Here is a 25,875-nt window from a genome sequence, read left to right on the forward strand (position 1 = left end):
GCGATACGCTTTGCCCTCGTCTAAATTTCGCAAGCATTTGCGGCGTCTCCGCATTGTCATGTAGCACGTCATCCCTGTCGCAAAAGCGCCAAGGGTCCGTCATCTGTGCGGACCAGACTCCCCGCCGGCCGCACCCCTTCACGTTGCGAACAGGTGCCGGTTAATCAGGGGGTCCACTCACGCAGCCCTTCCAGGGATCGCTGCAGGAGATCGAAGTCATGTCTATGACGCACGTCCGCAAGCGGCTGCTGCCGCTCGCTATTGGTACGCTTGCTGTCGGCTTGGCCGGCGTGGTGAGCGCGCAGAGCAATCCCACCGAGCAGAATGCCGCCGCGGCCACCCAGGCTCCCGCGACCGGCGTCACCGTGCTGCACACACCGGGTGGTGACCATGACGATCGCAGCGATCGCACCCGCACGCCCATCAAGCATGTGATCCTGCTGATCGGCGAAAACCGCACGTTCGACCATGTGTTCGCCACGTACACGCCGCCCAAGGGCCAGAGCGTGCACAACCTGCTATCCGAAGGCATCGTCAACGCCGATGGCACGCCGGGCCCGAACGTCGCTGTTGCCAAGCAGTGGCAGGCCAGCAACACGGGTAAGTACTCCGTAGCCCCCACGCACACCACCGCGTTCACCTCGCTGCCGCAGATGAACACCGGCGGTGCACCGACGCAGGCGCCATTCGCGTCGGCTGCGCAGGCGCAGGCCATCGAGCCCGCTCTGCCCACCAGTGACTACAGCGAGTTGGCTGCTGGCGGCACCGGCCTGCCGAACGACACCATCGACACGCGCTTCCCGTCGGTGCTCGCCAATGCGCCGGTCGATATGCATGCATCGATCAGCTACGACGACTACGCCAACAGCCCCGTGCATCGCTTCTTCCAGATGTGGCAGCAGCTGGACTGCGACACCAACGTCGCCACCGAAAAGAACCCCAGCGGCTGCCGCATGGATCTGTTCCCGTGGGTGGAAACCACCGTGGGCGCCGGCACCAACGGCAAGACGCAACCCGCCGGCTTCGATGACGAATCCACGGGCGAAGGCTCCACGGCGATGCAGTTCCTCAACATCGCCAAGGGCGATGTGCCTTACTTGGCCGAGCTGGCCCGCACCTATGCGTTGAGCGACAACTTCCACCAGTCGGTGATGGGCGGCACGGGTGCCAACCACATCATGCTGGGCTTCGGTGAGCCCATCTACTACGCCGATGCAAATGGCGAGCCGGCGACGCCGCCGTCGAACCAGATCGAAAATCCGGACGCACAGTCCGGCACCAACAACTGGTACGTGCAGGACGGTTACGGCGGTGGTTCCTACGTCAACTGCGCCGATGACACGCAGCCCGGCGTGGGCGCCGTGAAGGACTACCTGAAGTCCCTGCCGTATCACACCTTCCACGGCACCGACTGCAAGAAGAACGCCTACTACCTGGTGAACAACTACAACCCGGGTTACCTGGGCGACGGCACCCCGGCCCCGCTGGGCGCTACCCAGTTCACCATCCCGCCGACGCGCCAGGACAACCTCGCGCTGCTGCTGTCCCGCCACCACGTATCGTGGAAGTACTACGGCGAAGGCTATGCAGACGGCAAGGAGAGCGGCGAAGCCGGCACGTTCTGCAACATCTGCGATCCGTTCCTGTACTCCACGCAGGTCATGACCAATCCGAAGCTGCGCGCGAACAACCAGGACATCACCGACCTGTACAACGACATCCAGAACGACACCCTGCCGGCGGTCTCCATCGCCAAGCCGGATGGCATCCTGGACGGACACCCGGCATCGTCCAAGCTGGAACTGTTCGAAGGCTACGTGAAGAAGATCGTGGACATGGCCAAGGCCAACCCGAAGGTGTGGAACGACACCGTGATCATGGTGACCTTCGATGAAGGCGGTGGCTACTACGACTCGGGCTACATACAGCCGGTGGACTTCTTCGGCGACGGCACGCGCATCCCGCTGCTGGTGGTGTCGCGCTTCTCCGAAGGCGGCCGCGTAGTGCACACGTACTACGACCATGTGTCCTTCGACAAATTCGTCGAAGCCAACTGGGGCCTGCGTGAAACCATCTCGGGTCGCAGCCGCGACAACCTGCCCAACCCGGTGGCGCTGCCCAACAACCCGTATGTGCCGCTCAATGCACCGGCCATCGGCAACCTGATGAACATGTTCGACTTCGACCGCGATCGTCACGGTCATAGCTACGCAGCAGCTGAAACACAAGACTGATCCAATAGCAGGGAACCGGACCCCGCCCGCTTAAGCGGGCGGGGTTCTTTTTGCGTAGTGGGAGTCGTTGCTGGCCATGAAACCGATCCGCCAAGCCGTTCCTGGCCGCCGAGGCCACACCGTCACCCGCGCGCTTGCCGTGCTGGTGTTGCTGGCTGCCGCGTTCGTGGGTGAGCCGGGTCATGCCGATCCAGGCGATTTCCAGGCCATGCCCGGCCTGTGGAAGATCGTCACGCGGGTGTTCGATCACGGCAAGGAAGGCCCGTCGCAGATCACCTGGCATTGCGTGGACGAAAGTCCGGACCCGTGGGTCGAATTCGCCCAACTACCTGTGCCGGGCTATGCGCAATGCGAACGCGCCGATCAGCATCGTAGCAGCACGGCGCTGAGCTGGACGCTGCAGTGTCAGGGGTTGGTGGACGCGGCGCGTGGGCGGGTGAAGTTTGATTCGGCGGAGCATTACACCGCGGGGGTCAGTATCAAGGGGCAGGATGTGGTGCAGGTGGAGGGGCGCCGCTATGCGGCGTGTACGAGTCCGAGGGACTGATCTTTTTGTTCTCGCGTTCTCTCCGGGGCTGCGCGCATTTGCTCCCTCTCCCTTTCGGGGAGAGGGTTGGGGTGAGGGGTCAACCTCGCCTCACGCTTTCATCTTTAGCCGTCACCCCGGCGTACCCCACAAAAGGGGGCAAGGGCCGGGGTCCAGTTTCTGTATCGCTTGGTTGTCGCGTAATCGCGATCTGGCTCGTCGGCAGCGGGCTTTCGCCCTCCTACCGGAGGCCGAGTCACTTTCTCTTGCATGCCCAAGAGAAAGTAACCAAAGAGAAGGGCACCCCCACTTGGCGCTGGCCGGCTGTGCCGGCCAGTACGTGAGGGGCCGCCGGGCTTTTCGACAGGGCCTCCTGCCCTGGCGAAAAGGGATCGGCATCCATGCCGATCCCCCCTGCGGGCCTTCTCGTCCACCCCTCACCGCCGCACAGGGGCCCGAAGGTCAAAGGCGAAAGCAGACGGCTCGTGCAGCGGAGCTGCACATCGCACTCGCAGGTCGCGGTAACGCACGAGGCGACAATCATACCCACGGCTACTGGATCCCCGCCTTCGCAGGGATGACGGCAAAGATCAAACGTCGAGGCTAGATTGACCCCTCACCCCAACCCTCTCCCCTAAAGGGAGAGGGAGCAAAGAGCACAGCGCCACCACCTTACCCCGCCGCCGTTTGTGCCTTCAACGCCCGCTTCGCCGCCCGCTTGGCACGCCGCGCCTCCTTACGAATCTTGCGATCGTAATTCCACAAATAAATCGCCGGCGTACTCAACAACGTCAGCAACTGCGACACCAGCAGGCCACCCACAATCGCCACGCCCAACGGCTGCCGCATCTCCGAACCCACGCCGAAACCAATCGCCAGCGGTAGCGCAGCACCCATCGCCACCAATGTCGTCATGGTGATCGGGCGGAAGCGCACCAGCGCGGCTTCCTTGATTGCGTCGGGTGGCGACAGGCCGCGTTCGCGTTCCGCGACCAGCGCAAAGTCCACCATCAGAATCGCGTTCTTCTTCACAATGCCGATCAACATCAATATCGCGATGATCGCCATCAACGTCAGCTGCGTCTGCGTCACCAGCATGGCGAGGAACGCGCCCATGCCCGCGGCCGGCAGCGTGGAAAGAATGGTCAACGGATGGCCCAGGCTTTCATAGAGGATGCCCAGCACGATATACATCGCCACAATCGCGCCGATCAGCAGCACCATGCCGTTGCTCTTGGCTTGCTGCAGGCGCTGGTTTTGGCCGGTCCATTCCACGCGCACGCCTGCAGGCAGGCCAGCGAGAATGGCGGCGTTGTCCACCAGTTTGGTGCCTACATCCTGCGACACATCCTTGGCGAGGTTGTAAGTAATCGTCGAGGCTTCCAACTGGTTGTGATGACGTACACGCATCGGGCTCATGTTGGGCTCGATATGCGCAATGGCCGAGAGTGGAATCATCTGCGCCGAAGCATTGCGTACGCGCACGTTGAGCAAGCCTTCTGGGCTCAGTGACGTCGCCGAACTGGAGGTCAGCACCACCCAATACTGGTTGATGTCCGAATAAATCACCGACACCTGCCGCTGGCCAAACGAGTTGAGCAGCGCGGTATCCACGTCGCCCATGGTCACGCCCAGCCGGCTCGCGGCATTGCGGTCCACCTTCAGCTTCTGCTGCTTGCCGACCAGATCGAAGTTGCTGCCGACGTCGCGGAACTCCTTCATCTTGCGCATCTGCTGCACAACCTTCAGCGTCCACGGCTGCAGATCCTCGCCGTTGCTGCCGACGAGCTGGAATTCGTAGGCGCCGCCCTTGTCGCCGCTGCCGCCGCCGCCGAGGAATTGCACCGGGCTCAGCGATACTCGGATGCCCGCCATCTGGTCGTACTGCTTGGCGAGCCGTTCCATCACTGCCTTCGCGCTTTCGTGGCGGTCGCTCGGGCCGCTACCTTTGGGCTTCAGGTCGACGAACATGCTGCCGGCATTGCCCACCGCGCCGGTGCCATCGTTGCCACCCAGTGTGGTGAGCACGTCGAGCACCGCGGGGTCGGCCTTCATCATGTCGGCCGCCTTCTGCGCCTGCGTAGCCATCAGCGTTGGCGAAATATTGGCGTCGGCGCGGATGTCGCCCTGGATCATGCCGATGTCTTCTTCGGGCATGAAGTTGCCGCCGGCCGTGGCGACCACCGCAGCGCCTAAGGCAAACGTGGTGATCAACAGGATGATCGGCTGCCAACGCATCACGCGACGATGGCGCATAGCCCATTCCAGCGCTCGCTCGTACCTGCGCTGGATGCCCTTATCGAAACGCTCCAGCGCCAGCTCGATGCGCCCGGGCTTACGCTCGCCTGGTTCCTCGTGTTTGAGGAGCTTGCCGCACAGCGCAGGTGTAAGCGTCAGCGAGACAATGGCCGAGATCACCACTGCCACCGCTAGCGTCACCGAGAACTCGCGCAGCAGCATGATCAGCATGTTGTTGCCAAACAGCAGCGGCGCAAACACCGCCACCAGCGATAGCGTGATCGACACCACCGTGAAACCGATCTCACGCACGCCAATCAGCGCAGCCTCCAGTGGGGCCGCGCCGTGCTCCATATGGCGCACGATGTTCTCGATCACCACAATCGCATCGTCCACCACAAAGCCGATGCACAGCACCAGCGCCACCAGCGACAGTGTGTTGAGCGTGTACCCCAAGGCCAGCATCACCACAAAGGCGCCGGCCAGCGACAGCGGCACGCTCAGCGAAGCGATCAGCGTGGGACGCAGGCGACGCAGGAACACCAGCATCACCAGCACCACCATCGCGATACTGATCAGCAGCGCTACCTGCACTTCGTGCAGCGCCGACTTGGTGGTGGTGGTGAGATCGAAGATCGGCGTGATCTGCACGTCCGCTGGCATCCACTGGCGGAACTCCGGCAGGCGGCGGCGGATCTCGTCCACCGTCTCCACCGCATTCGCCTCGGGGCGCTTGCTGATCTGCATGGCTACCGTGGACTGGCCGTTGAACCACGCGCCCTGGTAGATATCCTGCTGACCGCTGTAGACCTTCGCCACGTCCGACAGGCGTACGGGCGCGCCGTTGCGAGTGGCAATAATCACCTTGGCGAAATCGGCTGCCTCGCGCAGGCCGTCGTTCGCCGTCACCGTCATCTGAGTGCGGCCGTCGCTCAGGATGCCCTGCGGCGATGTCACATTGGCGGCGATCAGCGAGTTGCTGACGTCATTGGCGGTGAGTCCCTTGGCCGCAAGCGCATTGATGTCCAGCTCCACGCGCACCGCGTGCGGCGTGCCACCGAACACCTGCACCTGCGCCACGCCGGGAATCTGCGTCACCGCCGGCTTCAACAGCGTATCCGTCAGGTCGTACAGCTTGTCCTGCGGCAGGCCCGTCGAGGTGAGCGACACCAGCAGGACAGGAATCTGCGAGGTATCGAACTTGAAGTACTGCGGTGGCGAGGGCAGCACCGGCAGGTCCGACTGCGCCGCATTGATGGCCGCCTGCACATCGCGCGCCGCCTGATCCGCCGTGCGGTCGAACGTAAAGCGCACCTGGATCGACGCCGTACCTTCCGCCGCATTGCCGTACATATCATCGATGCCGGGAATGCGGCCGATGTGCCGCTCCAGCGGTGCCAGCACCGTGGAGGCCATAGTCTGCGCGCTCGCACCCGGCAGCTGCGCCACGATGTACACGCCGGGGAACTCCAGCGACGGCAGCGCCGCCACGCCCAGCAGGCGATACGCGAAGACGCCCGCCAGCAGCAGGCCCAAGGCCAGCAGCGAGGTGCCCACGGGGCGACGGATCAGGGGGGGCGAAGATGTTCACTCAGTTTCCATACTGGTTAGGGCGGCGCACGCCCGTCACCCAGGCAGACCATCAGCGCGGGCACACGTTCACGCAAGCAAGGCGCAAGGCCCAGGTATGCCGCTCTTTATGCCTGTGAGGACGGATACGCGAATGTGCCTGAAGTCGGTCCGTGCCGAAAGGCAGGGGGCACGGACTGGGGCTTTTTTTGCTCCCTTTCCCCTTTTGGAGGAGGGTTGGGGTGAGGGGCAGCCTTGCGAAGTCGCTTCGACAGAGGCGGCTTTTCTTTTGGTGGTTGGTAGGGGGTGATGTACGCCGGGCGCGGCTCTTTCTTTCTCCCTCTCCCCTCCGGGGAGAGGGCTGGGGTGAGGGGCGGGTGCTCGCGTCTCCGTTTCATCTTGGCAGTCACCCAGGCGTACCCCACAGAAGGGGGCAAGGGCCGGGGTCCAGAGCTTCGGTGTTTGGTTGTCGAGCGATCGCGACCTGACTCGCCTGCGGCGGGCTTTTGACCTCCTGCCGGAGGCCGAGTCACTTTCTCTTGCTTGCCCAAGAGAAAGTAACCGAAGAGAAGGGCACCCCCACTTGGCGCTGGCCGGCTGCGCCGGCCACCCCTCACCGCCGCACAGGGGGCCCGAAGGTCAAAGGCGAAAGCGGACGGCTCGTGCAGCTGCGCTGCACATCGCAGCACGTCGCGTTGCTCCTGCCTTAGCGCACAAAGTCGAGGCAGACGGACGATGCCGTAACGTGGCGAGGCTGACGACACTGAATAACTAGCTTCGCTGTAGTGAAGCGTCACGGCGCTGCGCCGGAATGACCGTTTCACCGAAACGATAAGGCGAGCACCCACCCCCTCACCCCGCCACCGGTTGCACCTTCAACCCCCGCTTAGCCGCCCGCCTCGCCTGCCGGGCCGCCTTATGCACCTTTCGATCGTAATTCCACAGATAAATCGCCGGCGTACTCAGCAACGTCAACAACTGCGACACCAGCAGCCCACCGACAATCGCAATACCCAACGGCTGCCGCAACTCCGAGCCGATGCCAAAGCCAACAGCCAACGGCAACGCGGCACCCATGGCCACCAGCGTAGTCATCGTGATCGGGCGAAAGCGCACCAGCGCTGCCTCGCGAATCGCATCCGGCGGCGAACGCCCATGCTCACGTTGCGCCACCAGTGCGAAATCCACCATCAGAATCGCGTTCTTCTTCACAATGCCGATCAACATCAGAATGGCGATGATCGCCATCAGCGACATCGGCGTACCCGTCACCAGCATCGCCAGAAACGCACCCGCACCGGCTGCCGGCAGCGTGGAAAGAATGGTCAGCGGGTGGCCCAGGCTTTCGTAGAGAATGCCGAGCACGATGTACATCGCAAGGATCGAGCCAAGCAGCAGCACGTTGGCGTTGGATTTCGTTTCCTGCAAATTCTGCGCATCGCCCGAATAGCCTAGCTGTATGCCCGGTGGTGGCCGCACATCAGCCACGATCTGTTCGATCAGCGCCGTCGCCTTGTCCTGCGGAAGGTCCTGTTCGGTGTTGTAGTAGATCTGCGTGGCTTCCAACTGGTTGGTATGGATCACCAGCGAGGGCTGCACACTAGGCTCGATGCGCGACACCGCCGACAACGGCACCATGCTGCCCGTATCGCTGCGCACATAAGTATTGAGCAGCGTGTTCGGGCTCAGCGATCGCTCCGATGCCGACGTCAGCACTACCCAATACTGGTTGATGTTCGAATAGATGATCGACACCTGGCGTTGACCAAACGCGTTGTATAGCGCCGAATCGATATCACCCATGCTCAGATGCAGGCGCCCCGCGGCGAGGCGGTCAACCGTCAGCATCTGCTGCTTGTCGACGTTGTCGTAGTCGCTGGTGACGTCGCGCAGCTCCTTATGCAGGCGCATCTGCTGCGTCACCTTGTAGACCCACGGTTGCAGGTCGGCATTGTCGGCGCTGATCAACTGGAAACTCTGGCTACCGCGGTTGGTATTGTCGTTGTCGTTGAAAAAGCCGATGGAATTGAGCGCAACGTGCAGTTCCGGGACCTTCTCGTACGCCTTGTTGAGCCGCGTAATGGTGTCCTTGATCGACTCCGCCCGCATGCCCGGTCCATGACCACGCGGCTTAAGGTCCACAAACATCGTGGCCTGGTTGCCCACCGCGCCGCCGGCATTGTCGCTGCCCAGGAACGTGGTGACATCGAGCACGGCGGGGTCGTTCACCATGATCGCCGCCGCCTTCTTCGCGCGCTCCGCCATCAGGGTGGGCGAAATATTATTGTCCGCCGTCACGTCGCCCTGAATCATGCCGATGTCCTCCTTCGGCATGAACTCAAAGCCATAGAGCTTCACCACCGCCATCGCCATGCCCACCGTCAGCGTCAGCAGAATCAGCGGCTGCCAGCGCATCAACCGGCGATGCCGCATCGCCCAATCGAGCGCTCTCTCATAGACGTGGTGTAACGCACGGTCGAAGCGCTCCAGCGCCTTCTCCATGCGATTGGGCTCACGGCCGCCCGCGTTCTCCAGCGTAAGGTAGCGCCCGCACAGCGCTGGCGTCAGCGTGAGCGAAATAATCGCCGAGATCACCACCGCCGCCGTAAGCGTCACTGAAAACTCGCGCAGCAACAGCGTGAACTGATTGTTGCCGAACAACAGTGGCGCAAACACGGCAATCAGCGACAACGTGATCGACACCACCGTAAAACCGATTTCCTTTACGCCATCCAGCGATGCCTGCAGCGGTGGCGAGCCCTGCTCCATATGGCGCACGATGTTCTCGATCACCACAATCGCATCGTCCACCACAAAGCCGATGCACAGCACCAGCGCCACCAGCGACAGCGTGTTGAGCGTAAAGCCCAACGTCCACATCACCGTGAACGCGCCGGCCAGTGACAGCGGCACGCTCAGCATGGCGATCAACGTCGGCCCCACGCGGCGCAGAAACACCAGCATCACCAGCGCCACCAACAGCACGCTGAGCAGCAGCGCCACCTCCACCTCGTGCAGCGCGGATTTGGTGGTCTGCGTCAGGTCGAAGATCGGCGTGATCTGCAGGTCCGCCGGCAGCCACGCGCGCATTTGCGGCAGCTTGGCGCGTACAGCGTCAGCGGTGGCGACCGCGTTGGCCTCCGGCCGTTTGCTGATGCGGATGGCCACCGCGCGATGGTCGTTGAACCAGGCCGCCTGATACTCGTCCTGCTGGCCCGTCGTCACCTTGGCCAGATCCGACAAGCGTACCGGCGCACCCTTCTGCACCGCGATAAGCAGGTTGCCAAACTCCTGCGGCGTACTGAGTGATGCCGTGGTGGCTACCGTCATTTGCGTGCGCCCGTCACTCAACGCACCCTCTGGCGAGGTTACGTTCGCGGCGCGCAGCACGTTGGCCACATCGTTGGCTGTCAGGCCCTTGGCCGCTAGCGCCTCCGTGTTGAGCTCCACGCGCACGGCCTTGGGTCGGCCGCCGATCACACGCACCTGCGCCACGCCGGGAATTTGCGAAAGCGCCGGATTGATCAGCGTGTCGGCCAAATCGTAAAGCTTGTCCGGCGGCAGCGAGCTGGACGTAAGCGACAACAACAGCACCGGAATATTGGCGGTGTTGAACTTGTAATAGCGCGGCGGTATCGGGATGTCTGACGGAAGATCCGCCATGCTCGCGTTGATGGCCGCCTCCACATCACGCGCGCGCTTATCCGTGTTGTTGCCAAAGTTGAAGATGATCCGTATCGACGTCGAACCGTCGTTGCTCTCCGAATGCATCTCCTTGATGCCCGGTATACGACCCAGGTGGCGCTCCAGCGGTGCAGCAACGGTCGCCGCCATGGTCTGTGCATTCGCACCCGGCAACTCGGTGTAAACCACCATGCCTGGAAATTCGAGCGACGGCAGCGCCGCCACACCCAGCAGCAGGTACGCCCAGAACCCCGCAAGCGCGAGTCCAAACGCCAGCACCGAAGTGCCGATGGGGCGACGTATCAAGGGTGCGAAGAAGTTCACGATTCGGTTCGTTGGCGGCGGCGCGCCCCGTCCGCGCCTTAGGACACGGGATCCTTCCTGTGGCGATCTTCCCGTACGTCTTTATGCACGCAATGGCGCAATGGCGAATGTGCCGTTAGTGGTGTGCCGAAGGCCATGCAGGTGAAGTCTTTCGCCACCCTTAAGGCACCGTCACCACGGAATCGTGGCAAGGTTTTCGCGCATCGTACACACTGCCCGGCACCTCACCCGATGCAGATGCCCGTGACGACGGAAACGCTGGTCGATCTGGCCACCATGGCCGCCATGCTGGGAGTGGGTGCGCTGGCCATCGTGCTGGTCGCCGCCATGCCGCGTACGCGCGCATCGCTGTTTCTTCTGGGCTATTTCATCTGCGTGGTCCTGGATAGCGCGGTCGACCTGGCCTGGTTGGGTTGGGCGCGCGCGCTGACCGTCGGCAATATCCGGTGGCTGCACACCGTGAATGTGCCCGTGGCCTATTTGTATGGCCCGTTGCTCTACGGCTACGTCGTCGCATTGACGTCTCCTTCGCGCGGATTCGACCGTCGTGAGCTCTGGCATCTGCTGCCGTTCGCCGTGGCCATGCTGTTCTCGCTGACCAATGCCATTGCTGGCCTCGACACCACACGCATGGGTGGATGGGCGTTCCTTGTGACCTATCACGCCTGGGTGCTGTCGGGGCTGGCCTATCTCGCGCTTGCCGTGCGGCACATCTATCGCTCGCGGCATGTGCTCGAGCGCAGCGTCGCCGACGAATCCGCGCTGCGCCTGACCTGGTTGCGGGGACTGACCACCCTGATTGCCGTGAGCTGGATCTGGATGACGGTGGATCGCTTCGCCACGGCGGCTGGGCGGGCGCCACAAGGTTGGCCTGCCCTGATGCTGGATGGCATGACCTTCGCCACCTTGTTCATGCTCGCCTGGTTTGGCCTGCGCCAGCCGGTGCTCGTGCAGGATGAGCCCCCAAAGGACGAGATAGCCCCCGTGCCCGTTGACTCGGGCGTGCCCTACGCGAGATCAGCGCTCACCGCCGCGCAATGTGCGGAGATCGCGGCGGAACTGGCCCGACTGATGGAGCGCGAACAACTGTATGTGGACAGCCACCTCGACCTGCAGTTGCTGAGCCAGCGCGGCGGCTGGCCGCCGAACTACGTCTCGCAGGCGCTGAACCAGGGGCGTGGGCAGAACTTCTTCGAGTTCGTGAACGGCTACCGCGTGGCCGCCGCCGAACGGCATCTTGCCGATCCCGGCGATGGGCGCAGCATCCTGGAGATCGCGCTGGCCTGCGGCTTCGGCAGCAAGTCGACCTTCAACGCCGTGTTCAAGCGGCTTACCGGGAGTACCCCGCGCGAGTATCGACGCGTCCGGCACGAGACCCGCGACGAACCGGCGATCTGAACGTCCGATCCGACCCGTTCGGACGATCGGGCGGCCCGGCCGGGCCAGTCTGGGGTGGATTCGACCCGCCCTCCCGACAAGGACCGCCGACATGTCATTGCGCGTTGCCGCCTTCGTATCCGCCCTGCTGCTTGCCACCCCTGTCATCGCCGATGGCCCCGCGGGCGGAGGCACGGCGCCGCTCGACTTTCAGTGGAGTGTGAAGATCCCCCTGCGCGACGGCGTCAAGCTGAACGCAACGCTCTATCGCCCGGAGGGACAGCGCGCCCCTCTCCCCTGCATATTCACGCTGACCCCCTATATCGCGCAGAGCTACCACCCTCGTGGGGTGTACTTCGCTACTCACGACTACGTGTTCCTCACTGTGGACGTGCGGGGCCGGGGTAACTCGGAAGGAGAGTTCACGCCGCTGCTGCAGGAAGCCAAGGACGGCTACGACGTTGTCGAGTGGCTGGCCAAGCAGCCCTATTGCAACGGCAAGGTCACCATGTGGGGCGGCTCGTACGCCGGTTACGACCAATGGGCAACGGCCAAGGAGTTCCCGCCGCACCTCGCGACCATCATACCCGTCGCCGCAGTGCGCCCAGGCGTCGACTTTCCCTTCGTAAACAACATCTACTACGCCTATGACATGCAGTGGCTCACGCTGACCAGTGGGCATACCGGGCAGGAAGTGACGTTTGGAGATTGGTCCTTCTGGGCCATGCAGTTCGGCAAGCTGTATAAGGCGCAGCGGCCTTTCCGCGAACTCGATACCGTGGTGGGCAACCCGTCACCCGTGTTCCAGACCTGGCTGGATCATCCCGAGCCCGACGCCTACTGGGATAGCTACAGCGCGACACCGGCGCAGTTCGCCAAGATCGACCTCCCGATCCTTACCATCACCGGCCAATACGACGACGACCAGTACGGCGCGTTGTCTTACTACCGCGATCACCTACGCGCCGCGTCAGCCCAGGCGGCCGCCAGGCACTACCTGCTCATTGGCCCATGGGATCACGCCGGCACACGCACACCTACCGAAACCTACGCTGGCATAAAGTTCGGTGCAGCCAGCATGGTGGACGTCAATGCATTGGACAAAGACTGGTACGACTGGACGCTCAAAGGCGGCAGCAAGCCCGCGTTCCTCAAGGACAGGGTGACCTACTACATGCTGTTGGGTGATGAAGGCGAATGGCGCTATGCGCCATCATTGGATGCGATTACCACAGGCAGCGCGTCGATGTACCTGACCTCCGACAACGGCCATAACCGTGGCATCTACGAGTCAGGCGCGCTTACCTCCACGGCGCCGCGCGATGCAAGCAAGCCCGACGGCTACATCTACGATCCACGCGACACCACCTTCAACGCCTGGGATGGTGCAGAAGACGCCGGAGCATCTCTCACCGACCAGAGCGGATTGCTGGGCGCCAACGGCAAGATCCTTGTCTATCACACGGCCCCATTCACCCAGGACACCGAGTTCGCTGGCTTTCCCAAGCTATCGCTGTGGCTATCCATAGATCAGCCAGATACCGATCTCGCCGCCTTCCTTTACGAGATCCGTCCAGACGGAAGCAGCGTACAGCTGGGTTCGCAGTTCCTCCGTGCGCGTTATCGAAAGAGCCAGCGCACGCCAGAATTGGTCAAGCCCGGCGCGGTCGAACGCTATGACGTCGATCACTTCGCCTTCATCGCGCGACGCATCGCCAAGGGCAGCCGGCTGCGTCTGGCCATTGGGCCACTCAACACCCGGTTCTTCGAGAAGAACTACAACAGCGGCGGCGTAGTAGCGAACGAATCAGGCAAGGACGCGCGCACCGTTACCGTCACGCTCTATCACGACGCGCAGCATCCGAGCGTGCTCGTGATGCCATTGACGAAAAAGCCATAGGGGCCATCCATACTGAGAAGCGGCCGTTCGGTCGCTTCTCAATGCTTTCCTGTTAGATCCATAGATCGTTGGACAATGAGTGAAACGATCACTTCGAGCACTTGTTCAAACCGAGAAGCCCTGTCGCATGGCATAACCATACAGATCCAAGTCGCTACGAATGTCCAGCTTCCTCATCGCCTCAATTTTCAGTTGAGCCACTTTCCCCATGCTGCTTCCCAGCAGTGCTGCGATCTCGCCGAATGAGCGTCCGGACACAAACAGCCGCAGTACACGAAGTTCGGGTTCACTGAGTGATGAAGGCGGCGGTATATGGCCATTCGCTCCTAACAAATGCGAGCGAAGTTTGGATTGAACGGTCGCGCTGATATATCGGCGACCCACGGAGACAGCTCGCACAGCGGCCGAGATGGCACCCAGCGAGTCGTTCTTGCTCACCAGACCCGACACCGCTCTCTTGTAAATCGCTCGCAGCATGTCCGCTTGGGTGACCATGGTCAACACGATGATCGGCAGATCGAGATAACGCTCAAGGATGCAGTCGAGCATGGCCAAGCCATCTTCCGTTGGCCCTTGCGACATATTGAAATCCATAATCAACAAGTCGCACGGAGCCCACCACAACTCGGCGACTAGCTCATGCGGTGACGACACCTCGGACGTTACTTGAATCCATTCAATCGTCTCGATCTCTGTACGTATGCAGTTGCGGACGATGGAATGATCGTCGGCAATGATCGTGCGTATCTTCATAGGCGCTATCTCCATGAGCTACATGGGCTGACAGTTCATCTTGATAGACACACGGTCATGGCCGCCGTCCGATCGTTCGATATGCGATGCCTGCATGGCGCACGTGGTGGGCCAGGAAATCCGGCAGTCGAAGCACTTCCTTGCGTTTCCCCTCGTCAAGCTCCGAGCGTGATGTGCGGCAAGCGAAGCGGAATCTCGGAGTGCGCCTACGCGTGGAAGCGTCATTGCGCCACAGTGTTCTGCGCGATCCCCGAGTGCAGGAGTATCCACCTGCCATCAATGGCCGCCCGAAAGGCCAGCGATCCTCCCGAAACACGGCCATCGACTTGAGATCGCACAACGTAAGCCGGCGTTGAAATTCGCGAACACGTAAAAATCCAGGGCCGCGTGTAGTGGCTTTTTATCGAACCTGTCCGTCGTCGATGGCTACCGCGTATCCCATGATCGAGTGATACGTCCGGCACAGAACCCAACCGCCTTATCACTCGATATACAGCCGTTCTTGCGGCTCAAAGGTCATCGCAGAACACAGCCATGGGGCTGTCGCGCTTTTGCGCAGAAGCTGATGGCGAGTGTACGGATATTCCGGATGTCGCGTAGTTAGGAACTTTACCTGCATCTTACATATGAATGTTTCAAACTCGCTTTATAGCGGCATTTGAGCGATCTTTCGTCAGTTCACGAGTGCAGGGGCGAACGTTTTCCAAACCATTTTGAGAGTCATCCGATATCCCGGGGTATGGGTAATCGGGATCATGTGCACAGTCGGCCAAATGAGTTCTCCTCGCGTCGACATGGCGCCTCACCCCGCAAGGGACTCGGATCACGAGGCCACTATCCAACGTTCCAGCCGATCCCTGGAAAGACGACTTTAAAACTAAGGAACCACCCATGAAGAAGACTCTTTTCTCTGCCGCTCTGGCTGCCGCGTTCGGCCTCGTCGCCATGCAGGCCTCCGCTTCTGACGGCACGATCACGTTCAACGGTGAAGTCACCGACGTGACCTGCACCGTGACTGGCGGCGGCAATGCCACCGGCACTGGCAACAACATCACCGTGAACCTGCCGAAAGTCGGCGTGACCTCATTGTCTGCGGCTGGCGCCACGGCTGGTGACACCTCGTTCTCGCTGGTCCTCGGCGGCGGCACGGGCTGCACCAACGGCAAGACCGCCTCGATGTGGGTTGATATCTCGGGCTCGTCCCTCATCGATGGCAGCACCAAGTCGATGAAGAACGACCTGTCGACCGGTTCCACCGCCCAGGTGCGCCTGCTGAACGGTACCTCGTTCGCTCCGATCGATCTGCTGGCCGGCACCAATCAGCCGACCGCCACCATCGCCGCCAATACGGCCACGCTGAATTACGTCGCTCAGTACCTCAATGGCGGCGCCGCTTCTTCGGTCAACGCTGGCCTCGTGAAGACGCACCTCGTCTTCTCGATGCAGTACAACTGATCGCTCTTTAGAGCCTTCAGGGGCAGGGCCGGTTTGCCGGCTCTGCCATTCCGCCCGAGTGCTCGGGAGTATCTTGTTTCCTCGCCAGTCCAGAGGAGAGCGTCATGAAAGTCTTCAGTCGCGTTCTGTGCGCCATGGCCGTTATGGCCGCGAGCGTCAGCTCCGCCTACGCCGGCATTACCATCAATGGCACACGTGTGGTGTACCCCGCGGCCCAGCGGGAAGTGTCTCTGAGCATGGTCAACGATGGCAAGGAAGCGCGTCTTGTCCAGGCCTGGGTCGATAGCGGTGATGCCAGCGAGCGCGCAGAAACCAGTAAATCCCCGTTCCTGATCACGCCGCCCATGTCGCGCGTCGATCCAGGTAAGGGGCAAACCCTTCGCATCATGTTCACCGGTGCCAATAATCTGCCGCAGGATCGCGAGACAGTTTTCTGGCTCAATATTCTTGAGATTCCGCCCAAGCCGAAAGCTGGCACAGACGCGGCGGAAAACTACATGCAGCTCGCCGTGCGTTCGCGCCTGAAGCTGTTCTACAGGCCCAAGGGCTTGCAGGGCACGCCAGATGCCGCAGTGGATCAGGTCTCCTGGCGTCTCGTGTCCGAAGGCAAAGGCTATGCCGTCGAGTGCACCAACAATACGCCGTTCAACGTCTCCTTCAGCGACGTGTCCTTCAAGGGCGTGGCGCAGCAGGAAGCAGTCAGCAAGGGCGGTATGTGTCCGGCCATGGGCAAAGACAAGTTTCCCATCGGGGGCGCCCCCGATGCTGAAGGTAAGCTCGTAGTCACCGTGATCAATGACTACGGCGGTTTCAACCCTCACGAGATGAACTTCACGCGCTGATTCCAGCGCGCGAGCGGAAGAAATTTCCGCTCGGTGAGGGAAGAAGGTCAACAAGGCTCCGTCCGCATCATTCGGCACCCGTTGTCGAATGAGTTGGAGAGCTGCGGACCGGTAGTTGCACCACTTTCGAGAGGCGCCGAGGTGTGCGGCCGCCGCGAAAGTTTTGAGACTACTCCCATGTATTCAGCGGCGCTGGAAGCGGATCATTTTCAGCGCCGTAGAAGGGAGTTGCGCAAGGTTCAACTCCCTCAAATCAAGGCCTTCGGATAACGAACGCCATGCATGGAAAGTTGATTCACGCCTGATGTCGGACGCGTTCCTGGCGAACGCTTCCATCTAACGAAGACTTTTTGCTGATGCCGCCAAGCGACGGGCGCGCTTCGGACGGGAGTCGTTTGTCAAAAATATTCCGGTGACACCATGAATGCGATCAACACCCAGAACAGGCAGGCTCTCCACGCAACAGATGCGCGTTTGCGCGCTGCGGGTCGCGTAGACGCAGTCCGCCCCCACATCCTGACGTGGTGTGTCCTATCGGCCTTGGGCGTGTCACCCGCCGCTGTGTTTGCCGCGCCCGTCGCCCCTGCTGCATCGCCGGCGCTTGAACCCGCTATCGACCCCGGCGCCATCGAATTCAACAGCGCATTCACGGGCTCCAGTCAGTCGGTGGATGTATCGCGTTTCGAAAAAGGCAATCCGGTTCTGCCCGGCAGCTACAACGTTGACGTCTACGTCAACGACGGTCGCGTGGCGCGCAAGGACGTCACCTTCCGCGCCGTTGACGGTAGCCAGATCGCACAGCCTTGTTTTGACTACCCCACGCTGGTGCAGATGGGCGTCGACGTTTCCGCGCTGGATACGCAGGTCGTCAATGTTCAGAACCCGTGCATCGGCATCAAGGACATCAGCGCCGACGCCACTGCGCTCATGAACGTGGGCGACCTTCGCCTCGACGTATCCATTCCTCAGGAATCGCTCAAGCGCCAGGCGCGTGGTTACGTGAGTCCGGAACTTTGGGACCAGGGTGAAACAGCGTTTCTGCTGGGCTACAACTTCAACGCCTACTCGCTCGACCAAAGCTATAGCGGCCCGAGTGTCACGGGCGGTACGGCCGTCGGCACCGACGGCAGCCAAGTGCGTGTGCAGGGTACGCAGTACTACGTGCCGGGTCCGGGCGGTAACTACGTGCCCAGTAGTACGGGCACCTACATGCTCACTAGCGCCGGCCAGTACGTGCCGGTGGAGCGTGGCACCTATGCGCCAGCGCAAAGCGGTTACAGCAACAACGACATCAACGCCTACCTCGGCCTCAATCTTGGCCTGAACGTGGCTGGCTGGCGCTTGCGCAGCCAAGAGACAGCGCAGTGGGATCAGCGCACGGGCCAGACACATTGGACCAACCTCAATACCACCGCCACGCATGACATCACCCAGTGGAAAGCGCAGCTCACCATCGGTGACAGCTATACCCAGGGTGTGGTGTTCGACACCACCGCGTTCCGTGGTGTCACCCTCTACAGTGACGACCGCATGCTGCCCGACTCGCAGCAAGGCTATGCACCCACGGTGCGCGGTACGGCCAATACGCAGGCCCGCGTGGAAGTGCGCCAGAACGGCAACCTGCTGTATCAGACCACGGTGGCTCCGGGCCCGTTCGTCATCAATGATCTGTACGCAACCGGTTATGGCGGCGACTTGGCCGTCAATGTGTTCGAGGCCGATGGTAGCGTGCACAGCTTTGTCGTGCCGTACTCCGCTGTGCCCATGCTGCTGCGCCCGGGCGTCGACCGCTGGGCGATCACCGACGGTCAGGTGCTCAATGATTCACTTCACAGCGATAAGCCGTACTTCGTCGAAGGTACCTATCAGCGCGGCATCAATAACTGGCTGACGCTGTATGCCGGCGTGCAGTCCACCTATCGCGATCTTTACCACGCCTATCTGGGCGGCGCGGCCGTCAATACGTCCCTCGGCGCTTTCGCGCTGGACATCACCAACTCGCACACAACGTTCAAGGGTGCCGACCAGTCGCTGTCGGGTTACAGCTATCGCGTGTCCTGGTCCAAGGCGATTGCCACGTCGGGAACGACGTTTGCGCTGGCTTCCTACCGTTACTCCAATGGCAATTACCTGTCGCTCTCTGATGCGGTCGTCACGCAAGATATGCTGAGCTCGGAGCGCGCTGGCATCCTGGACGCCAGCGGCATCATGCGTCAGAAACAGCGACTCAATGTCACTGTCAATCAGGACTTTGGCGGCAAATACGGCCAGCTGTTCTTCAACGGATCCTACAACTCGTATTGGAACGGCATGCAGAATGCCACCACATATCAGTTGGGCTACAACAACACCTGGAAACGCGTGAGCTTTGGCGTCACAGCTAGCCGTACGTATACGGCAGGGCCGATGTTCAACGGCTCACGCTACGACAACCAGTTCGGCCTCAACATAACCGTCCCGTTGGGCGGCCCGTCCGCGCGTAATGCGCCGCAGTTGTCGTTCAGCGGCACGCATGACGATGTCATGGGCAACAACGACCGCGTTGGCGTAACGGGTACGTTCGGCAAGAACAGCGAATTCAACTACGGTGGCAACGCTACCTATAGCGACTACGGCAACAGCGGTTCGGGCAGCTCGCAGACCACCGCCAGCGGCTCGTTGGGTTGGCAGGCGCCGTACGCCAACCTCAATGGCAGTTACTCGTACTCCAGCAACTACCAGCAGGCATCGGTAAGCGCGGCCGGTGGCGTGATGGTGCATGGTGGCGGCATCACGCTGTCGCCATCACTGGACCTCAACAGCCCCATTGCCATCATCCATGCACCGGATGCTAAGGGTGCGCGCGTGTCCAGTAGCGGACAGACCACCGTGGACGGGCGTGGCTATGCCGTAGCCACCAACCTCATGCCCTACCGTATGAATGACGTGACGCTGGACCCGGCAGGCACCTCCAGTGACGTGGAACTGCAGACCACGCGTCTGCAGACGGCGCCGCGCGCGGGTGCGGTGATCCCGCTCACGTTCAACACCGTCAGCGGTCGCGCCGTGATGATTAGCGCCAAGCAGCCTAACGGCGAGCCACTCCCATTCGGTGCGGACGTGCTCGATGAGAAGGGCAACACCGTGGGTATGGTCGGCCAGGGTGGTCAGCTATTTGTACGTGGTGCGGAAGACGGCGGCACCTTGCTGGTGCGCTGGGGCGATGACGAGGCCAAGCAGTGCAAGGTCAGTTATCAGTTGCCAGCACGGGCCAAGGGCTCGAGTGCCCAAGTGGAATCGACCGATGCGGTTTGCCGCTAACTACGAGATGAAGAACTTGCGCGTCGTTTCGGCGTTGCACCGAGGGTACTGATATGAATTTCCTCACCACAAAAAAATCGCGACAAAGCGCGAATGTTATGGATATGAACGTTACTGATAGTGAAGAAGCGCTGCACCAGAGTGTTAGTGCCATGCACCGAAGCAATGGATCCATAAGCCATCTTCGTCGATTCTCTACTTTGCTGAGCACTTGGCATGACACGCTTCTTGGCGCGAGAGGCGCCAAGTGGATTGCTTGCCTATTTCTGGTGCTTCTTTCACTTATTTTGCAGAATCAGGCGCGGGCTTCATGCACAGTCAGTGTCCAGAACAACTTGAATATTCCCGTTCCGACACAGGTCGTAGTAGGCCGGGACGTTCCCATCGGAACCGTAATATATACGTCCCCCCAGGTTCCCAACACTGGCTCGTATACCTGCACCGGCGATTCTACGGGCGTGTACAACATGATCGGCACCCAGCCGGGCGCAAACGTAACCAGCTTTCCGATTAGTGGCGTATCTGGATTGGCCTGGCAATGGACATACGGGTCCCCCACGGCCTTATCTGCTTCCTGGGGTACGTACTCGGCCAACTACACCGCGGGGTGGACGGCTAGCCCCATGGGTTTTCGTGTTGTAAAAACCGATAACTTTGCATCCGGAACGACTTTCCCGGCTGGCCGCATCGGTGGATGGCGAGTCGGTAATGTTTACGCAATGACCTTGAACATTGCCAATTCGATCGTGTTTGTCACGGGAGCATGTCAAACACCGGACGTGCTCGTTCAATTGGGCTCGCACTCTCCCAGTGAGTTCAAAGGCGTAGGAACATTCACTGGTTCTACAAGCTTCAATATAGCGCTGAACAGCTGCCCGGCTGGGCTTGGTGCAGTATTGCAGCCGGCGATTCAATACCGCATCGACCCTGTAACGACAGTAGTTAATAGCGCACAGTCGGTTGTTGCACTGAGCGCGGGGTCGAGCGCCACGGGAGTAGGCGTTCAGCTTCTTGACAACGCGGGCGCGGTACTTCCGTTGTCGAAGCTAAAAACGTTCAGTGGCTACAACAGTGGTGGCGGCAACTTTACCATCCCTCTCAAAGCGCGCTATTACCAGACGGATTCCAACGTAGGGGCAGGCACGGCAAATACGACAATGACCTTCACCATGACCTACTACTGATCTTGGTGCAACGGGGACGCAGCGAGTAGCCCGGATAAGCGCAGCGCCATCCGGGAAACCACCTCACTTCACCGCGCGGCTTTGGCAGGGTCGATCCCGGACTTCGCTTCGCTACCTCCGGGCTACATCGAGCTGGTGCGGCGGTAGCCCGGATAAGCGGAGCGCCATCCGGGAAAACACCTCACTTCACCGTGTGGCTTTGGCGAGGTGGATCCCGGACTTCGCTTCGCATCCTCCGGGCTACATCGAGTGGGTGCGGCGGTTGCCTGGATAAGCGGAGCGCTATCCGGGGGAACACCTCACCGCGCGGCCTTGGCGGGGTCGATCCCGGACTTCGCTTTGCTTCCTCCGGGCTACGTCGAGGTGGTGCGGCGGTTGCCTGGATAAGCGGAGCGTCATCTTGGGTGAACACTACACCGCTCGACTTTTAAGACTGATCCCGGATGGCGCTTCGCTCTATCCGGGCTACGTTGTTGTCGCGCTGTGCGATGTGGAGATGCGGTGGATGGTGAACTATCGGCGTGCTCGTGTGGCGGGTGGGACGTACTTCTTCACGGTGACGCTACGTGATCGGCGCGTGAGCACGCTGGTGGATCACATCGACGCCCTACGCGACGCGTTACGTAAAACGCGTTTACAACGACCCTTCACGATCGATGCCATGGTGGTGCTGCCCGAGCATCTGCATGCAGTGTGGACGTTGCCCCCAGGGGACGCCGATTATTCGGGGCGTTGGCGGATGTGCAAATCACTCTTTACCAGGCACGTGGCCAGATGCCGGATGCAGCCCGTCGGTGCGGGCCAGAGTGTTTGGCAGTCCAGATTCTGGGAGCACGTGATTCGGGATGACGTGGATTTTGCCCGGCATGTGGATTACATCCACTACAACCCAGTGAAGCATGGTCTTGTCACGCGCACGGTCGATTGGCCGTGGTCATCATTTCACCGGTTTGTGCGGCACGGTTTATTGCCGGCGGATTGGGCGTCGGGTGAGGAGTTTGGGGAGTGACCCATGCGGTTGACGTTGCGCGGAAGTAGCCCGGATAAGCGCAGCGCATCCGGGGGAACGCGCTCACCGTCGCGCGTTGCATGGCTTTGGCAAGATTGATCCCGGATTGCGCTTTGCTTCATCCGGGCTACGGTGGTTTTCGTGTGCTCTATCTGCCGAGAAACGTCACCAGCAATTTGAGCTTGCGGGGCGTCAAGCGTCGTCCCAGTTCGAGCAGGCGTCGAAGGTCAGGAGGCAGCCGTTCACCGTAGGTGGCGGTTTCTTCCTGCACCCGGCGCGGTAAAGGGTCGCCACCGATCAGGTGATCCAGTGTTACGCCTAGTTCCTTGCGCAATGGATCCCATAGCTGAAAACTGGGGTGCTGCCGTCCGTTCTCCCAGTCTGACACGGCTTGTTTTGATACGCCCACCGCAAGACCCAGCTGTTCCTGCGTGAAATCTGCAGCTGTTCTTGCAGCCCGAAGGCGATCACTGAAATCAACCATGCACCTATTGCCTTTAGGCAAACACCGATTGGCAATGTACGGCTTACCCTGATGCGTGTCGTCCGGATGCCATTGACAGTTTAAGTATGGATGATCCAGACTCGCTCTTAAGCATGTCATTTCTATGAGTCGAAGCCATCTGGCGATCGATTTGGCGCTGGTACGGAGCGCCCAGACATCCTCGATGTCACCGCAGGAAGTACCACACCGCTGACTATCGACTTAGCTACCGCGTGGCAACGGCTGCGGCATTTATAGCGGCGTGTGTCTGCAGAAAAACGAGCGGCCAGGGATCATCCACTCCCCTTGGGATCGTCAGAGCGTAGAGCGAGATCCGCGCGTGGCGCTCCCGTTCCATGCAGCTAAGGCAGCCGTGGCGGTCAGCGCATAGCGTAAGCGGTGAGCCGCTTACTGTTTGGATAACTCAGGTGATTCTTAGGCTGCCTGCTGACAGCGCACCATTTTCTTCTTAGCGTTTCGCTGGCGACACGCGTCATGACTGCCGAGGGGATGGCGCCGCGCAAGCATGACGCCACCGGAATCCGAGAGACACTCAATCCGTCTGCAGCTCTGCCACGAAATCATAGATATCGCCGCGATACCACGAGGTGGTGAACTCCACCACGCGGCCATCATCGAGAAAGCTGCGACGCTCGATGTTGAGGCCTGCACTGCCGGCGGGTACGTGTAGCAGGCGTGCCTGCTGCGCGCCCAGCGAAACGGCACGCAGGCGCTGTAAGGCGCGACGCGGGCGCGCGCCCAGCGTTTCGAGGATCTGATACAGCGAATCCTGCACGATGGTCGGGTCGGGCAGGATGCTGGCGGGCACTACGCTGCGCTCGATCGCCAAGGGCTCTTCCTTGGCATAGCGCACGCGGTGCAGGCGCGCCACCAGCACACCCGGCGACAGGTTGAGCGCCATCGATTCTTCGGGCGTCACTTCACCAATGATTCGCTCGGAGAATTCGGAACGTGGATTGAGGCCGCGTGCGCGTAAGTCTTCCGTGAAGCTGGTAAGGCGCGACATCGGCTTGATGATGCGCTCGGCAACGAAGGTGCCCGCGCCGTGGCGTTGATTGAGCAGGCCCTCTTCCACCAGACCGGAGATCGCCTTGCGCACCGTAACGCGCGATAGCTGGAGCAGGCGGGAAAGATCGCGCTCGCTGGGCAATGCCTGACCCGGTTCGATGTCGCGGTGTTCCACCACATTACGGATCGCCCGGCGCAGGCGCAGATAAGCCAGCGGCTGGCTGGTGGCGAGGTCGCGGCTGAGCCGGCGGTATTCGTTGACGAGGGCGGTTTCCATACCTAAACGATACCAATGACCATACCAATTTGGCAATCGACTGTTTTGCTGCGGCTTTTGGGTGGTACCAGTTTTACGGGAAAATCCGTGTCCAATCGCGGTCCACGGGAGGCCAACGGGGAACTGGTGTTGTCTGGTATGTCACTGGTACGATCAGTGGGAAACGTACGTGGTATGCATGCCACGCACAGCCCCACGTATCGCCTTGAGGTGACTGAAGTGACTGCTTCTTCCCAGCCGGTCGAGACTTTTGACTTGGTGATTTTCGGCGGCACCGGCGACCTTGCTCTGCGCAAGCTCCTGCCCGCGCTTTACCACCGTTACACGGATGGCCAGATTCCCGACGACAGCCGCATCATCGGTATTGCCCGCGAAGTCCTCGACGACGAGGGTTATCGCGACAACCTGCGCAAGGTGCTGGTGAAGGATGGCAACGGCAAGAAGGTCGAAGACTTTCTGAAGCTGGTCAGCTACCGCTCGCTGGACGCGCGCAAAGACGATGGCTGGGACGATTTCGCCACATTAATGGGCAAGGACGCGGACCGCATCCGCGTGTTCTACCTCTCCACCTCGCCCGATCTGTTCGTCGATATCTGCAATCGCCTGGGCAAGTACGATCTCAACAAGGGCAAGTCGCGGGTGGTGCTGGAAAAGCCCATCGGCCACGACCTGAAGAGCGCCAACCAGATCAACGACGACGTCGGCCGCTTCTTCGACGAGTCGCAGACGTTCCGCATCGATCATTACCTCGGCAAGGAAACGGTGCAGAACCTGCTGGCGCTGCGCTTCGGCAATGCGCTGTTCGAGCCGCTGTGGAATGCCGAGCACATCGACCACGTGCAGATCACTGTGGCCGAAACGCTGGGCGTGGGCCAGCGCGCGGGCTATTACGACCATGCCGGCGCGCTGCGCGACATGGTGCAGAACCATATCCTGCAGCTGGTGTGCATGCTGGCGATGGAGCCGCCCTCCTCGCTCGCGCCCGACGCGGTGCGCGACGAGAAGCTCAAGGTGCTGCGCTCACTCAAGCCGATCACGGAAACCAATGCTGCGCAGCTCACTGTGCGCGGCCAGTACCGCGCGGGCTCGGCAGAAGGCCAGGCCGTGCCCGGCTATCTGGATGAACTGAAGGACCACAAGTCCAACACCGAGACGTTCGTGGCGGTGAAGGCCGAGATCGCCAACTGGCGTTGGGCCGGCGTGCCGTTCTACCTGCGTACGGGCAAGCGACTGCCGGAGCGTGTGTCGGAAATCACGGTGGTGTTCAAGGCCGTGCCGCATTCCATCTTCGATGCCTCGGCAGGTCCGCTGGTGCAAAACCGTTTGGTGCTGCGCTTGCAACCGGACGAAGACATCAAGCTGTGGCTCACCATCAAGCACCCGGGCCCGGGCGGCCTGCGCCTGCGTCACGTGCCACTGGACATGAGTTTTGCCGAAGCCTTTGGCGCCTCGCAGCCGGATGCCTACGAGCGCTTGCTGCTCGACGTGGTGCGCGGCAATCCCACCCTGTTCATGCGCCGCGACGAAGTGGAAGCGGCATGGCGCTGGGCTGACCCCATCCTCACCGCGTGGGCGGAGAGCGGCGAGTCGCCGCGCCCGTACACCTCGGGTACGTGGGGGCCGAGTGCCGCCGTGGCGCTGATCGAACGCGATGGCCGCACCTGGAACGAGGACGGTGACTAAGCCCTCG

Annotated in this window: 14 protein-coding genes and 1 pseudogene; 10 read left to right on the top strand and 5 right to left on the bottom strand. The window is 61.3% G+C overall.

Features of this window, described 5'->3' with window-relative positions; all coding sequences use genetic code 11:
* The first annotated feature begins 218 nt into the window (after positions 1–218).
* Both DYST_RS15360 and DYST_RS15365 read left to right on the top strand, forming a co-directional pair.
* Entirely contained in the window at positions 219–2,234 is a 2,016-nt protein-coding gene (locus DYST_RS15360; RefSeq protein WP_239946505.1) for an alkaline phosphatase family protein, read from the top strand.
* 76 nt (positions 2,235–2,310) lie between these two features.
* Entirely contained in the window at positions 2,311–2,781 is a 471-nt protein-coding gene (locus DYST_RS15365) for a DUF3617 domain-containing protein (protein ID WP_239946506.1), read from the top strand.
* 651 nt (positions 2,782–3,432) lie between these two features.
* Here DYST_RS15365 and DYST_RS15370 read toward each other — a convergent pair.
* Both DYST_RS15370 and DYST_RS15375 read right to left on the bottom strand, forming a co-directional pair.
* Positions 3,433–6,589 (bottom strand): annotated as a pseudogene (locus DYST_RS15370) (efflux RND transporter permease subunit).
* A gap of 830 nt (positions 6,590–7,419) precedes the next feature.
* Positions 7,420–10,575: an efflux RND transporter permease subunit gene (locus DYST_RS15375; protein ID WP_102301619.1), complete on the bottom strand. Its 3,156-nt coding sequence runs from the start codon at positions 10,573–10,575 to the stop codon at positions 7,420–7,422.
* A gap of 243 nt (positions 10,576–10,818) precedes the next feature.
* Here DYST_RS15375 and DYST_RS15380 point away from each other — a divergent pair, with 243 nt between their 5' ends.
* Entirely contained in the window at positions 10,819–11,973 is a 1,155-nt protein-coding gene (locus tag DYST_RS15380; RefSeq protein ID WP_239946508.1) for a helix-turn-helix domain-containing protein, read from the top strand.
* 91 nt (positions 11,974–12,064) lie between these two features.
* Positions 12,065–13,852 (top strand): CocE/NonD family hydrolase, encoded by a 1,788-nt coding sequence (locus DYST_RS15385; RefSeq protein WP_239946509.1) that lies wholly within the window; start codon positions 12,065–12,067, stop codon positions 13,850–13,852.
* A 105-nt stretch (positions 13,853–13,957) separates the two neighbouring features.
* Here the strand turns inward: DYST_RS15385 and DYST_RS15390 are convergent, their stop codons facing one another.
* On the bottom strand, positions 13,958–14,605 hold the full coding sequence (locus DYST_RS15390; protein ID WP_239946510.1) for a response regulator transcription factor: 648 nt from the start codon (positions 14,603–14,605) through the stop codon (positions 13,958–13,960).
* Between the two features lie 891 nt (positions 14,606–15,496).
* Between DYST_RS15390 and DYST_RS15395 the strand changes: the two genes are divergently transcribed.
* From DYST_RS15395 to DYST_RS15415, 5 genes are all read left to right on the top strand, one after another.
* Positions 15,497–16,060, top strand: coding sequence for a fimbrial protein (locus DYST_RS15395; protein WP_239946511.1), 564 nt, complete (start codon positions 15,497–15,499; stop codon positions 16,058–16,060).
* A 104-nt stretch (positions 16,061–16,164) separates the two neighbouring features.
* Positions 16,165–16,902 (top strand): fimbrial biogenesis chaperone, encoded by a 738-nt coding sequence (locus DYST_RS15400; RefSeq protein WP_239946512.1) that lies wholly within the window; start codon positions 16,165–16,167, stop codon positions 16,900–16,902.
* A 546-nt stretch (positions 16,903–17,448) separates the two neighbouring features.
* Positions 17,449–20,202: a fimbria/pilus outer membrane usher protein gene (locus tag DYST_RS15405; protein WP_239946513.1), complete on the top strand. Its 2,754-nt coding sequence runs from the start codon at positions 17,449–17,451 to the stop codon at positions 20,200–20,202.
* 53 nt (positions 20,203–20,255) lie between these two features.
* Positions 20,256–21,386 carry a fimbrial protein gene (locus tag DYST_RS15410; RefSeq protein WP_239946514.1) on the top strand — a complete coding sequence of 377 codons (1,131 nt, stop codon included), beginning with the start codon at positions 20,256–20,258 and terminating at the stop codon, positions 21,384–21,386.
* 400 nt (positions 21,387–21,786) lie between these two features.
* The gene (locus DYST_RS15415; RefSeq protein WP_239946515.1) at positions 21,787–22,395 is read left to right on the top strand and encodes an REP-associated tyrosine transposase; all 609 of its coding nucleotides are present in this window, start codon (positions 21,787–21,789) and stop codon (positions 22,393–22,395) included.
* 148 nt (positions 22,396–22,543) lie between these two features.
* Here DYST_RS15415 and DYST_RS15420 read toward each other — a convergent pair whose 3' ends face one another.
* Entirely contained in the window at positions 22,544–22,879 is a 336-nt protein-coding gene (locus DYST_RS15420; protein ID WP_158241258.1) for a helix-turn-helix transcriptional regulator, read from the bottom strand.
* A gap of 553 nt (positions 22,880–23,432) precedes the next feature.
* Positions 23,433–24,185: a GntR family transcriptional regulator gene (locus DYST_RS15425; protein ID WP_102301626.1), complete on the bottom strand. Its 753-nt coding sequence runs from the start codon at positions 24,183–24,185 to the stop codon at positions 23,433–23,435.
* Between the two features lie 219 nt (positions 24,186–24,404).
* Between DYST_RS15425 and zwf the strand changes: the two genes are divergently transcribed.
* On the top strand, positions 24,405–25,868 hold the full coding sequence (gene zwf, locus DYST_RS15430; RefSeq protein WP_239946516.1) for a glucose-6-phosphate dehydrogenase: 1,464 nt from the start codon (positions 24,405–24,407) through the stop codon (positions 25,866–25,868).
* The last annotated feature ends 7 nt before the right edge of the window (positions 25,869–25,875 follow it).

The organism is Dyella terrae (genome assembly GCF_022394535.1).
GTDB lineage: Bacteria > Pseudomonadota > Gammaproteobacteria > Xanthomonadales > Rhodanobacteraceae > Dyella.

What these genes read in the sequence shown, in the direction of transcription:
- DYST_RS15395 (WP_239946511.1), top strand. Translation starts at nt 15,497, where the DNA reads ATGAAGAAGACTCTTTTCTCTGCCGCTCTGGCTGCCGCGTTCGGCCTC.
- DYST_RS15365 (WP_239946506.1), top strand. Translation starts at nt 2,311, where the DNA reads ATGAAACCGATCCGCCAAGCCGTTCCTGGCCGCCGAGGCCACACCGTC.
- DYST_RS15390 (WP_239946510.1), bottom strand. Translation starts at nt 14,605, where the DNA reads ATGAAGATACGCACGATCATTGCCGACGATCATTCCATCGTCCGCAAC.
- DYST_RS15420 (WP_158241258.1), bottom strand. Translation starts at nt 22,879, where the DNA reads ATGGTTGATTTCAGTGATCGCCTTCGGGCTGCAAGAACAGCTGCAGAT.
- DYST_RS15360 (WP_239946505.1), top strand. Translation starts at nt 219, where the DNA reads ATGTCTATGACGCACGTCCGCAAGCGGCTGCTGCCGCTCGCTATTGGT.
- DYST_RS15425 (WP_102301626.1), bottom strand. Translation starts at nt 24,185, where the DNA reads ATGGAAACCGCCCTCGTCAACGAATACCGCCGGCTCAGCCGCGACCTC.
- DYST_RS15410 (WP_239946514.1), top strand. Translation starts at nt 20,256, where the DNA reads ATGAATTTCCTCACCACAAAAAAATCGCGACAAAGCGCGAATGTTATG.
- DYST_RS15400 (WP_239946512.1), top strand. Translation starts at nt 16,165, where the DNA reads ATGAAAGTCTTCAGTCGCGTTCTGTGCGCCATGGCCGTTATGGCCGCG.
- DYST_RS15385 (WP_239946509.1), top strand. Translation starts at nt 12,065, where the DNA reads ATGTCATTGCGCGTTGCCGCCTTCGTATCCGCCCTGCTGCTTGCCACC.